Here is a 12,955-nt window from a genome sequence, read left to right as displayed (position 1 = left end):
TACCAACTCCACTCGGTACCTTGATAATGTCTAGACGTATAAAGGTTTTCGTGAAGATCCAGCTGACCCCTGATATGTACTTCGCTAAGCATAGAAAAAACCAACCAGATCACCCGGTTGGCTTAAACAAACGTAAATGGGCTCAACGCAAGAACCCGGACGCTCTATCCTTTAAACATCAGCCGGATCGCCACGATGAACAAGCATACCGACAATATCCGCACGATGACGAGCCCCGGTATTTTGGAGGCAAGCTTGGCACCGATTTGGCCCCCGGCCAGTGCTCCGATCGCAAGCCAAATGAACGTCCCCCATAACAAATGGTCAAGCACGACATGAGAGATGGTTCCCACCAGCGAGGAGAGCAGAATCGAAAACATGGACGTTGCGGTGGCGATATGCGGCGGAAAGGCCAGGAACAGGATCATCGTAGGCACCATTACCGAGCCGCCGCCGATGCCGAACAAGCTGGAGATGAACCCGACAAAAAGCGCAACCCCGGAGCCGAACCACAAATTGAACGCATAGCGATGCTCAGCGCCGGAGGCATCGATGAAGTTTCTTGTCACCGTCGGCCGGAGGAAGCCGCCCCGGCTCTGGGTCGGCTTGAAGTTGATCACAACCGCCATCAGCATCAGGAAGAGTCCAAGCGCTATAAAAAAGACGCGGCTGCCCACAATGCTGGTTGTCCAGGCACCCAGCACAGAGCCCGGTATCATGGCTACCGAGAACGCCAGGCCGCTCCGGTAATCAATTCGTTTTTGCCTCGCGTAGGCCCATGTGCTGGAGATCGCACTGACGAACAGAACGGCCATTGATGTGCCCGATATCTGGGACACCGGCATTGTATACATGAGGGCCAGTACCGGCACAATGATAAATCCGCCTCCAAGGCCGGCAATCGCCCCGCTCACCGCGGCCAGCATTCCGACAAGCACCAGCAAAACATATTCCATATGTATTCCATCCCTTCCTACGGACGATCCGTTATCACATAGCCCTGCTCAAGAGTTGCCTCCCGGAAGCCGGCCATATGACGCTCCTGATACAGAATAGGGCGCGCGGCTCCGATGAGAATGATATTTTGAATATCTGTGCGGCGATCGGACAGACGAAATGCCTTCGTATAGGAAAACACCGTATAGAGCGTCGTGTGGATCGCACGGATATAAGGGTCCCTTGTTCCTCGTCCAATCAGGTTCATAATCATAATACCCTGATCACGCAGCCTATCTGCCGCCATCATGAAAAATTCCGCAGAAGCCAGATGCCGCGGCGTTCCTTCCTTCGTAAAGGCATCCACAATAATAACGTCCAAAGTATCCTGAGCTTCCCTCTCCAGCAGCTCGCGCCCATCGCCAATTCTCACGGATTCAACTTCGCTGCCGAAAAAGGTGCGGGCCAGCTCCGCCACCCGCTTGTCCACCTCGGCTGCCGTTATCCGCCTATTCGCATAATGGCGGGCGATCGTCCCGATGCCGTGCCCGATCAGGAACATGTCCTCGAAATCCGAATGATTGGCATCGATCAGGTGAATGATCGCTCTTGGGTACTCAAAGACGATCCGCTCCGGATCGTTCAGATCCAGCACTCCCTGCACCGCATCATCGGAGAACTCCAGCACGCGGAAACGCCCCTTCACGCCGTATAGCTCCTCTGTATCGTACACCTTCAATTCATGAACTTCACTCGTATCATGGAGCAATAAGCGCACCTTCACCATCCCCTTCGCGCCATTGATTCTGACAGGATGATCCTGCTGCAGCTATCTTATTGTACACCCGATCGGGGACCCTCACACACAGGATTATGAAAAATATCGCTTTACGAGAAGAAGGCCCCCCAATCTCTGGGGCGGCCGCTATCATATCCACCTGTCCATGGCTGACCATTTGGGTCGTAACTGTGACACGCGCTTATGACTCAACTTTTTCGGAATCGACACTATTTCGAAATGTGATGGAAACGTCGCCGAGCGATTTTCTCCAGATCATATGATGAAGGCCTTCGCCCCAATAATCCTGCAGGAGAACATCGGGTTCTCCAAACTTTTTCTTCCAGATGCTTTGGGCCGCAGAGTATCCGCTGTCCAGGCAAAATTCCCGGTATCCCCGCTCCATCATCGACAACCAAATGACGTTTAAGAGCAAGCTTCCGATTCCCCTGCCTTGATAATCCGGATGCACGAAAACGGTCCCCACCTCCATGATGTCCTGTTTGTTCCATGGAGCGTGCTGCCGGATCATGGCGTTTGGCGGCCCATATTCAATCGTGCCTACGACATGGCCATCGATCAGGGCAATTAGAAAGTACCGCTGTTCGCCTCCTGATTCCAAATCACGATTCAAGTATTGAATTTTCGATTCGATTTCCTGTTCGATATCCTCATCCAATTCCGACAGGCCTTCCTTGGCGAACGTATCGGTTACAACGAGTCGAAAAAAATGCGCAAGCGCTTCGACATCAGCGTATGCGGGTCTCCGAGTCTCAATGTCCTGCATCAGTCCCTCTCCTTATTCCCTTCATCAGCTCACAACGAATCGTTGCGTTCATTAACCTCGCTGTTTCTCCAATTATATCCTTAAAACGAGGACAAAGCAGCCAAATATAAGGATTGACGCTCTTGTTGATTTGAGCGTCCCGCATCCCTTCACGACGCCATGCATTTCGACGAACCGGGTTTTTTATTCATGATTGGGAAATGGCAGCTGGCTGATGGCACTAATACGTAAATGTCGATCTGCACGCGCAAATGATATATCTGCCATAAATATGTGCCCCTTGGTAGCAGCCTTTCATCCCGAATTCGGGATGAACATATTGCGAGATGCAATCCTGGCATTTGGCCCGTTGTCCGGGCGGATCGCTTGTATACCACCAGCCGGACGGATAAGGACACAGCCCTTTGCAGTCCGTAATAACGGATTTCGGCGTGCAGATGATATAATCGGGCGGACAGGAAGCATCTGCTCCGCATCCGCTGCAATATTGACCGTGAGGCGGGCGGCATGGCCCGGCGGCAAAGGAAATACGAACCAGCTGCTCTTCGGGTCTCAGGAGGACTCTCGCCAGCAGCTCCGCTGTTTTTTGTGCGAAACGGTTCAAAATCGAGACTCGACTCGCTTTCCGGGTCAAGCGGCTGATCACCGTCTGGGCTTCTTCATCTTTATTTGCAGGCATGCGCCACATGCTTATCACCTCTTATTCAGGAAGCTATGGTTGCCTTCACGTAGGCTTCCAGCTGTTCGCGGCTGTTGACCAGTCCCTTGTGCCTGATTACGCCGCTGCCGTCAACCGCATAGGCATAAGGCGTGACTTGGACATCCAGCTGACGGGCAAGCTCGGAGGTAACCAGGACGGCTTCATCCTCGTAGCCAATCGTCGAGATGTACGATGCTGCATGCTCTGCGGATGAGAATAACAGAAGGACCGGCTTGACGTGGTGCTTCTTCGCGATGCGGGTAAAGTCCGGAATAATTTGTGCGCACTCTTTGCAGGTCGGCGATCCGAACAACAGGATGGCGGCGGTTCCGGCTAAGCCGCTCGTCGACCACGAGCTCCCTTGCAGATCGGTGGTGACGGCATCGGGAAGCTTGCGGCCGACCGGAATGCCGGATTGGTTGACGCCCCGGGCGGTCCCCATCACCATAATTCCCAGCTGTCTGAACAAGACGAGGTTAAGTAGAACCAACGGTACAACGAGGAGCCATAGAACAATATAGGAGATCCAAAAAAACGTGTTCATCATGCCCTCCTTTACCTCTGTTTGATGTACGGAGCATGCGGGGCGGCGAGCTCGCGGTATATCCGGATGGCATGAACGGCATCCGGTATGCCCACGATGACAAGCAGCGATACCAGGAGCAGCATGCCTTCCAGCAGAAATCCGTTCAGGGCGACTGCTTCTCGATAGTCAAACCATGCCGGATTGCTCCAGGCCATGCTGAGCAGTCCCATAAACCCGTTAATAGCAATGAGCGGCCACCCCAGCCGGGAATGAAATTGCGGACCGAGACAGCCGCAGTCTACCCTTCCTTTCTTCCGTATGTAATAGACAACTCCGATTCCCTGAACAAAGTATAGGACCGAAAGCAAGACAAAACTCATGGATGAGGGATATCCGTAAATCATGGTGACGGCAAGGAACTGCAGCAATACAAGCAGCGCGTGCAGACGGGGACTGCCAGGGAAACGGTCCGGGTCGCCGAAGAAGGCGCTCCAGATGTAGCTGGTAACCGATAACAGCATGGGGAAGGTGGCGGAAATGGCAGCAATTTCATACATCGGAACGGCAGCCTCCCTTCTTAAATTAGGACAGGAGAATCCATAAGATGGATCCTGTCAGCAGCACGTAAGATGCGACTAGCCGCACGGCGCTAAGCAAGGTGCGCTTCAGCCATCTTTTTTCCAGCAGCATGTGGACGACGGACCGGATCAGGGGGAGACTAAATACAGTGCCCCGTATGAATCCGAAGCATATTCCCGCCAGGAGACTCAACCACCAAACCGGCGCAAATATCGATAATAGCATGTATGCATGAAACAGGACGCCGGCTTGAAGCGTAATAAACCCCATGCCCAGAATATGGCCCCAGAGCGCTGCGGAACGGTATCCCGCCTGCCGAATCCATTCCGACGGCACAATGAAATTACCCGAGGGCAGAAGTCCGGATTTATTAAACAGGATGAACACGGCAAACAATATGACGATGATTGCGTTATACAATGGCCCCAACGGGGTTAGAGACAGCAAATAATTGACGCCGCCGATCGCAAGCCCGGTCACCGCTCCTCCCAGCGTGCAGGAGAGCACATAGACGAGTGCATAAGCGGCTTTGTTCACCTTCGTGTTATCCAGGCTTCCAAGCACGTTCAACCCGCAGGTGGTATCGACGCTGGCAACCGCAGCGCTTGCGGCAAACAGGAACAGCAGCATGGTTAGCATCTTGCACACGCCCCCTTCACCATTTACACGTTTCTTTCATCATTTTATGAGCCGGTCGGATTGATTATATGTATAATTTCGTCAGGATGTTTGCGGGAAGCTTCTTGCAAGAAGTCTAAGCTCCTTATCCAATGGAGCGGGCAGCGATGAAGGACGGTTCTGCGTTAAGCCGGATGACATCTCGGTCGAATGGAGCAGCCATGCGATCGGTATAATGGCACCAGGTAAGGGAATGAATGAGGGTTTGACCGATCACGGCAAAAAGGCACCGCAAACGCAGGCTGTAACTAACCTGCCGCGGTACCTTCAAACCATGGACTATAGATTAACTTGTGGATCCGTTTAAAATGTAGCTATCATGCAGCCTTGTTGAAGCCGGAGACATCCACATCCAGCGGAAGCTTGGCGGCTCGGGCTTTTTGTGCGGCTTTAAAGAAGATAATCACCAGAACCGCACTGATGACTGCGCCGACGATGTAGGAAGCGTTCATGGACAAACGGAAGCCGATTTGCGCGTTCAAAATATACACCGTCGTTGTGTACAGCATCATGGCGCCGGGAATCAGGGCCACCCAGAAGTTTTTGCGTGCGATGTATAAATACATCGCTCCGACAAACAGGGCAATCACGCCAGTCGCCTGGTTAGCCCAAGAGAAATAGCGCCATAGAATGTTGAAATCGATCTGCGTAAGCGCTATCGAAATGAAAAAGAGCGGAACGGCAATGAGAAGCCGGCTCTTCATGCTAAGCTGCGGCAGCTTGATATAATCGGCAATGATCATCCGCGCGCTGCGGAATGCCGTATCGCCGGACGTAATCGGCAGAACGATAACCCCAAGCACAGCGAATGTACCAACAACCGCCCCAAGCGTGACCTTCGCGACTTCGCTTACGACAAGCCCCGTGCCGCCTGTTGCGAGCAGCTCATTCAGACCGGTCGAGCCGTGGAACAAGCTCATTGCCGCAGCTGCCCAGACCATGGCGATAATCCCTTCGGCGATCATCATGCCGTAGAAGATTTTGCGGCCCTGCCCCTCGCGCTGGGTCGTGCGCGAGATGATCGGCGTCTGAGTCGCGTGGAACCCCGACAAAGCTCCGCACGTAATCGTCAGGAACAGCAGCGGGAAGATCGGCAGATTGTCAGGATGCATATTGGTAAATGTCAGCTCTGGAATCGGCGCCTTCTGGATGATCAGCATCGCACCGACGCCGACAGAGGCTATCAGCAGCAGCGCACCGAAGATCGGGTAGAAGCGGCCGATGATTTTATCGATGGGCAGCAGCGTTGCCAGGATATAATAGCCGAAGATGGCAACCGTAATCATCCACAAGCTGATAGAGCCATTCATCAGGTTGTGAAGCAGGCTAGCCGGCGAGGTGACGAATACCGTTCCTACCAGAATCAGCAGCAGAATGGCGAAAGCGTTGACTACATGCTTCATGACTTTGCCCAAGAATTTCCCGGCAAGCTCAGGCAGATGGGCACCGCGGTTGCGGATCGAAATCATTCCGGTCAGATAGTCATGCACGGCTCCGGCGAATATGCAGCCAAATACAATCCACAGAAAGGCAACCGGACCGTATAAGGCTCCCATGATCGGCCCGAAGATCGGTCCGACCCCCGCGATGTTAAGCAGCTGGATCAGCGAGTTTTTGCCCGTACTCATCGGCAAGTAATCAACGCCATCCTGATTGACGTAAGCCGGCGTGGACCGCTCCTCTTTGACGCCGAATAACTTCTCAATATATTTTCCATACGTAAAATAACCGAGTATTAACAGCAGAATCGATACGATGAAGGTAATCATATCTATCGCCTCCTCCTTTGGAATCGCTTACATCGATTATAAGGAAATTCCTGCGGGCAGGAGGCAATTTGCGATTAACATGTCGTTTATACGGATTAAGATGCACAAAGTGCATGCTAACATGCAAGGGAGTTTACGCAGGTCGTCCTATAGCTCCAATGCCTCACGAAAGGCCTTGGCGTAATTGCGGCTCACGGCCAGCAGCTCGCTGCTCCCCTTCAGCTCCAGCTGGTAGGCGCCATTAAACCATGGGACGAGCCTTTTAGCATATTTAAGATGAACGATGTAGCTTTTATGGATCCGAAAGAACGGGTACAACCGAAGCTTCGCCTCCAGCTCCTTGAGCGGCGTTTTCACATGAAACTCCCGATGGACGGTAACAATCTTGGAAAACGGATCTTCCCGCGATATATAAATAATGTCATCCGGATCGATAAAATGAATCTGCCCCTCCTCCTCCAACGACAGCTTGCCGCAGGATTTCAATGGCGCTGGCGATTGCTGCCTTGGCGATAGGATCGCTCTCTCCAGTCTTCGAACCGTCTCAGCCAGACGATCCTCATCGATGGGTTTCAGCAGATAGTCTATCGCCTCATACTGGAAGGCATCAGCGCCAAACTGCGGATACGCGGTGGCGAATACGATTTTCGGCGGCTTCTTCATTTCCTGCATGGCTTCGGCGGCCGCAAGTCCGTTCATGAGCGGCATTTCAACATCGAGAAATACCGCGTCGGGCTGCAGCTGCAGCGTCTTCAGCACCGCTTCTTCCCCTGATCCCGCTTCGCCCGTCACTTCAATGGAAGGGTACTGCATTAATAGAAATCCGAGCTCCTCCCGGCTGTATCGTTCATCATCCACAATGATGGTTCTGATTCGGTCTGTCATGATGCGCGTGATCCCTGCCTTTATCTAAACTTATCGTCAGCTGCCGAAGGCGCCGGCGGTATATGGAATACAACCTCGGTACCCTCTGACTCCTTGCTCTTAATCTTTAATGAAGCGGATCCCCCGTACATTAACGTCAAACGCCGGTTAACGTTGAACACGGCCATTCCGGTGCCGGATGTGGATTGCATCATCTGAAGACCGAGCTGCCGCAGACGTTCAGCAGGAATTCCTTCTCCGTTATCCTTGATCGTAACGGTCACGCCGGACGACGGCTTGCCGGTGATCCTGATGCGAATGATGCAATCATCCGTTTTGTTCCTGAAGCCGTGCCGAATGCAGTTTTCCACGAGCGGCTGCATCGTCAGCGGCGGAACAATAGCGTTCAGAGCCGACTCTTCAACCTCATATGAGATCGCAAGCTTATCCTCGAACCTGGTTTCTTCGATGCTCATATAGGAACGGATATGCTGCAGCTCCTCTTGAAGCGTCGCTTTCTCGGCAGCAGCTGCCGATAAGTTCTGACGGATATAATCCGACAAGCTCCGAAGCAGCTTGCGCGCTTTCACTGCATCAATCCTCGTTAGCGACAAAATCGTATTGAGCGCGTTAAACAGAAAATGCGGATGGATCTGTGCCTGAAGCGTCTTGATCTCGGCCTCCCTGGCCAGCTCCTTCGCTTCGGCAAGCTGAGCTGCTTCCAGCTGATAGCTTAGCAGCATACTGAGCCCGGACATCAGCTCCGTGGTAACATGCGTAATATCCTTCTTGCTGGGGAAATAAAATTTAAGCGTCCCGACCGTCTCCCCTCCCTGCTTCAGCGGACCGACGATCGCCGCGCCAAGCGGACAATCCCGCATCTGGCATTGGATCTGATGCCGGTCGACAATCAGCAGCTCCCCCTTCTCGATAACGTGCCGGGTTACCTCTGTCTGCAGCGGGCGTTCAGGCGCATGGTGATCGTCTCCTATGCCGATATGGGCCAGGATGACACGGTCATCGGTCATCGCGATTGCGCTTGCCTTCACTTCCTCGAACAGAATCCGGCAGACCGCTTCGGCCGATTCGGGCTTCATGCCCTGCCGCATGTAACCGAGCGTCTTCCGGGCAATCCGAAGCGAGGTTTGGGCCTGTTGGGCTGCAGCCTTCTGTTCTTCATTGACTACGGATCGGATGATCAGCAGGAACAAGGCGCAGCCGATCCCATTGGCCACGATCATGGGAACCCCGATAAAAGCGACCAGGTTCAACGCCTGGTCGAAAGGCCTCGAAAGCAGCAGAATAATCAGCATCTGCAGCGACTCTGCCAGCGCTCCGAGGACTAAAGCTGCGGAGACGCTGATCTGCTCGTTCTTTTTCCGAAACAGACTTGCCAGGATGCCTGCCAGCATCGTCGCCAATCCGCAGGCAAGGCTTGTAAAGCCGCCTAACGTGAAGCGGTGCAGGCCTGCAACAAGCCCTGCCCCCAGACCGATCTTCCATCCGCCGAACAGCCCCGCCATTGCAATACCAACCACCCGTGAGTTAGCTATGGCTTCTTCCTCGGACACCTGGAGCATCCATTTATTCACGGCAAGCGACTCTGTGCTGACTGTAATGCCGGTATACGTTCCGACAATGCCCAGCACCCCGAAGACCAGAACGGCCTGGAGCCGCTGAACGGAGGACAGCTTGTCCTGGCTCAGCATCGTACGGAAAAATCGCAGCCGGGTCACGATAAAAGCGATCGTAACAATAATGCCGATCCTTTCCGTCATCGTGATCAGCAATTCGAACATGGCGTCACCTCAGTTCATATCCCGTTAGTCATAACCATCGCCTATATGCAGTATACCGTCAAGACTGCGCTCCATACCAGCCTCAGCGGACTAAAGAATACGCGAAGCACACAAAAAGCCCCCTTTCGCATAGGTCCCTATGCGTCCGAGGGCAACTTGCAGAAGTGCTCGATTAACACGGTTTCTTAATTATCGATCAATTTCAATCAAAATTTATTTCGTGCAGAAGCTCGGCGTTTAATCCTCCGGTGTCCACTCCATATAAATGCGGTATTTAAACCCTACAACTTCGGCATTGCTTTCCGCTTTCCGCTCAATCTCTCGGAACCCTAATTTCGAGTAAATCCGATGTGCGGCTTCGTTGGCATCGGTAACCTCAAGAACATAGCGGCGATAGGGCAGCTTCTCCACTACAAAGTTCAACAAACCAGTGGAGATGCCCTTTCCGCGATTACGGGTCAATGTCGCCACACATTCGATATACCCCGTCTTGTCATCGTAAGGCAAAGCGGTATTAAACTCATTTTTCATGACATGGTAAGCCAGTTCCCCCGTTTGCACGCCGAAAGCGTTCCGAAGCGGCTCCAGTTCGACCGGCATTGCCCGCTGCCGATTGTTGGAGCAAGCCAGTATACCGGCAACCCTGCCGTTGAGTTCGGCCACATAGAAGACCTCGGAGCTAAACAGATCTTTGAAGGCGGAAATGAGGGTCGAGCGGTCCTTCGTGAAATAAGATAATTCCTCATAATACCCATCCACGAATACCTCAGCCACCTCATACCGTACGTCACGACCCGCTTCGGCCATATTATAAATCGCGATTGAATCCATCCATCATTCCTCCTGTCCAAGAAAATCCTTTCAACCAGCTGCACATCCTATTCATCCAACGTTCGTTTAAGAACAGAATACATAACATTCCGCCGGGTTTACACCGTCTTCAGAATAAAATGATGATCCGTCTAAAGACGGATAGGCGGCGGCAGTTCTAAACCTCTAATTTCGAAATAATTAAAAGTAAGCGCTTTAATGATGTTCATATCTGATTTCTTGCATCTAGCGTTTAAGGCTGCCGGGTTGGTCAAGTACGTTTATACATCTCAATGACAAGGGTGTGAAAAGAATGTTGAAAAGCTCAAGGTTTCGCAAATGTGGACTCTTGTTCCTGACGGCAATTCTGCTCGCTGTCTGTATTCCCCTCCCTTCTGCCAAAGCGGCAGCGCTTATCACAATTGATTCTCATCAGGATGGACAAACCATTCAGCCGGGTAAAGCCGAGTTGTCCGGCACCTACTCCGGCGTCTATGATCTCGAACTGATCGTGAATGGTAATATGGTGGAAGACGTCCACATGGATGATCCGGACGGTGATGACAGCGGGACTTGGTCTTATTCGCTTGATACGACTCAGCTGGACGGGGCCATAGAAATTGTCCTCAAATCCAAAGATGTTGTAACCCGGTACGGAGTTTGGTCTCCATGGATTTACTTGAACGTAGATAATCCCCCGGCGAACATACCTCAAGTTCAAATCGTAAGTCCTGCCGAAAACACACGGCTTCGAAATAAAGTCGACGTCCAGATTTCAGCCGTAGGCAAAAATCCGATTTCGCGCGTCGAGCTCCGAATCGACGGGGGCGGGTGGATCCCGGTTCTGCCGGCCAAGAAAGGATATTTATATACCTGGGATACCCGTCAATCAACGCAGCCGGTCCACAGCCTGGAAGCCAGAGCAACCGATACGCACGGCAATACAGGCTACAGCTTATCCGTCTATGCGCAAACCGGAATTACTGCATCCGGCAGTATTTCGGCTGCCAGTGCTGCCGTCACTAGCGACGTTTACGGGGATGAACCGAACTTTGGCCAGGATCGTGCTACGGTAATGGACAGCGTCTATTTGGAGTCCGTTCCCCCAGAAACCGTTACGGAACATGTATACGGTCCGGATCAACCCCTTCCCGATCAGGACCGAGCAATCTGGATATGGGAAAATGCCTCCTATCCTTTGGTGCTGAACCCGAATGCGCGTTATTCACTCGCTGCCATGGCGAAGGATACCGCTACCTTTGATCAGCGCCCCATCAAGACGCTGTATCTGGCAGTCGGACAGTTTCAAGGAGCCATGATGCTGGAGGATTATCGAAATGAAGTGCAGCGGTTTATTACGTGGGCGCATGAAGAAGGCTTTGATGTGCAGGCATTGATTGCCGGCGGTACCAAGCCTCCCTACTTCGGGGCTTACAGCCGTTATCATGCACAGGCGGTTAAGGAATTCGAGCAGGTATTGAATTATAATCTCGCCTCCGAAGCATCCGCCCGGTTTGACGGAATCAATCTGGACACGGAACCGTATATCCTGCCTGATTTCAAAACGGCAAAGCCCTCCGTACAAATTCAGTATCTGGATATGCTGAAGCTGCTCATGTCACGCAAAGACGCGTCCGGACTTTCGCTCTCGGTCGGGGCTGCGATTCCAAGATGGTATGATTCTTCGGCGGATGCCAGCAATATCACCTGGAATGGGGAGACGAAGTGGTTGTCCGAGCACATTCAGGACACGGCTGATTACATCTCCATCATGAATTATCGCGATCAGGCCGAAGGTTCTGCAGGCATTATTGCCCATGCCGTAAACGAGCTGGCTTATGCCTCCAAGATCGGGAAACCCAAATCCGTTGTGATCGGAGTAGAAACGAAAGACATCGCCGATGGCGGAGATCCGGAGACCATCAGCTTCCACGAGGAAGGTCGGCTCTATATGGAGCAGGAGTTAAATAAGGTTTACGCCGCTTTCGAAAGCGATCCTGCATTTGGCGGCATTGCTATCCACCACTACACTTCGCTGGTCGACTTCCCGAGTGAGTGGGGGCCTAACGGATTCAAATGGCAGCCTCCAGCAGACAATGAGCCTCCCGGCCAAGTCGGCCGGGTATCTACGGCCGCATTCGATTACCAGCGGATCGACATTCATTATGATATGGCCATGGACAACAGCGCCGTGAACGAATACCGGATCTATCGCGGCACCGATGCAGCATTCGAGATTGGACCGGATACGTATGCAGGTTCATCGAAGACCCTATCTTTCGAGGATACCGGGCTGCTGCCTGGCACGACGTACCACTACAAAATAACGGCCGTTGACATCAGCGGCAATGAAGGATCACCCAGCGCTGCGGCAGTGGCAACGACCGCTCCATCCGCAATGAAGCCCATGATCATTGACCATATGGCCATTCTCTATAATGAAGGCGTCGCTACGGTTACCATCCAGGTCGTTGACATGGAGACGAAGCAGCCGATACCCGCTGCTAAGATCAGCGGACGGTTCACCCATATGGCTGGAAAGTATGTGCTAGGAGTGACAAATACGGATGGCATGTTCACCTCCCGTTCTGAACTCATCTCTCTGCCGAGCGGCGAGATCGGTTTTCTCCCGCGGCGCATCATCGCAGACTCCTATTATTGGGCAAGCGCATATGATCAGCACCCCTACCCGACCGTCATTTGGGAGCCTTAAGAGCTTCTGGCAAAAC

Annotated in this window: 12 protein-coding genes; 1 reads left to right on the top strand and 11 read right to left on the bottom strand. The window is 52.7% G+C overall.

Annotated features, from left to right (window positions below; genetic code table 11):
* Positions 1–164: 164 nt before the first annotated feature.
* From MKX76_RS05685 to MKX76_RS05635, 11 genes are all read right to left on the bottom strand, one after another.
* Entirely contained in the window at positions 165–956 is a 792-nt protein-coding gene (locus tag MKX76_RS05685) for a sulfite exporter TauE/SafE family protein (protein ID WP_251534505.1), read from the bottom strand.
* Between the two features lie 17 nt (positions 957–973).
* Positions 974–1,723 carry a spermidine synthase gene (locus tag MKX76_RS05680; RefSeq protein ID WP_213615347.1) on the bottom strand — a complete coding sequence of 250 codons (750 nt, stop codon included), beginning with the start codon at positions 1,721–1,723 and terminating at the stop codon, positions 974–976.
* A gap of 193 nt (positions 1,724–1,916) precedes the next feature.
* Entirely contained in the window at positions 1,917–2,501 is a 585-nt protein-coding gene (locus MKX76_RS05675; RefSeq protein WP_341033190.1) for a GNAT family N-acetyltransferase, read from the bottom strand.
* A gap of 220 nt (positions 2,502–2,721) precedes the next feature.
* Positions 2,722–3,189 carry a hypothetical protein gene (locus MKX76_RS05670; RefSeq protein ID WP_028404874.1) on the bottom strand — a complete coding sequence of 156 codons (468 nt, stop codon included), beginning with the start codon at positions 3,187–3,189 and terminating at the stop codon, positions 2,722–2,724.
* Between the two features lie 16 nt (positions 3,190–3,205).
* Positions 3,206–3,748 (bottom strand): TlpA disulfide reductase family protein, encoded by a 543-nt coding sequence (locus tag MKX76_RS05665; RefSeq protein WP_244152704.1) that lies wholly within the window; start codon positions 3,746–3,748, stop codon positions 3,206–3,208.
* A gap of 8 nt (positions 3,749–3,756) precedes the next feature.
* A complete protein-coding gene (locus MKX76_RS05660; protein ID WP_007130208.1) occupies positions 3,757–4,284 on the bottom strand; it encodes a MauE/DoxX family redox-associated membrane protein in 528 nt (175 codons plus the stop codon).
* Positions 4,285–4,309: 25 nt separating this feature from the next.
* Complete coding sequence (locus MKX76_RS05655) at positions 4,310–4,945, bottom strand: hypothetical protein (protein ID WP_341033189.1); 636 nt, start codon at positions 4,943–4,945, stop codon at positions 4,310–4,312.
* A 356-nt stretch (positions 4,946–5,301) separates the two neighbouring features.
* A complete protein-coding gene (locus tag MKX76_RS05650) occupies positions 5,302–6,753 on the bottom strand; it encodes a carbon starvation CstA family protein (RefSeq protein WP_007130210.1) in 1,452 nt (483 codons plus the stop codon).
* A gap of 147 nt (positions 6,754–6,900) precedes the next feature.
* Complete coding sequence (locus MKX76_RS05645) at positions 6,901–7,638, bottom strand: LytR/AlgR family response regulator transcription factor (protein ID WP_007130211.1); 738 nt, start codon at positions 7,636–7,638, stop codon at positions 6,901–6,903.
* 20 nt (positions 7,639–7,658) lie between these two features.
* Positions 7,659–9,416: a LytS/YhcK type 5TM receptor domain-containing protein gene (locus MKX76_RS05640; protein WP_341033188.1), complete on the bottom strand. Its 1,758-nt coding sequence runs from the start codon at positions 9,414–9,416 to the stop codon at positions 7,659–7,661.
* A 237-nt stretch (positions 9,417–9,653) separates the two neighbouring features.
* Entirely contained in the window at positions 9,654–10,247 is a 594-nt protein-coding gene (locus tag MKX76_RS05635) for a GNAT family N-acetyltransferase (protein WP_341033187.1), read from the bottom strand.
* A 292-nt stretch (positions 10,248–10,539) separates the two neighbouring features.
* Between MKX76_RS05635 and MKX76_RS05630 the strand changes: the two genes are divergently transcribed.
* Positions 10,540–12,939, top strand: coding sequence for an Ig-like domain-containing protein (locus MKX76_RS05630; RefSeq protein WP_341033186.1), 2,400 nt, complete (start codon positions 10,540–10,542; stop codon positions 12,937–12,939).
* The last annotated feature ends 16 nt before the right edge of the window (positions 12,940–12,955 follow it).

This window comes from Paenibacillus sp. FSL R5-0810 (assembly GCF_038002285.1).
Taxonomy (GTDB): domain Bacteria; phylum Bacillota; class Bacilli; order Paenibacillales; family Paenibacillaceae; genus Paenibacillus_AQ; species Paenibacillus_AQ lactis.
The sequence above is the reverse complement of the archived record's forward strand: the minus strand, read 5'-3'. Positions and strand labels throughout refer to the sequence as shown.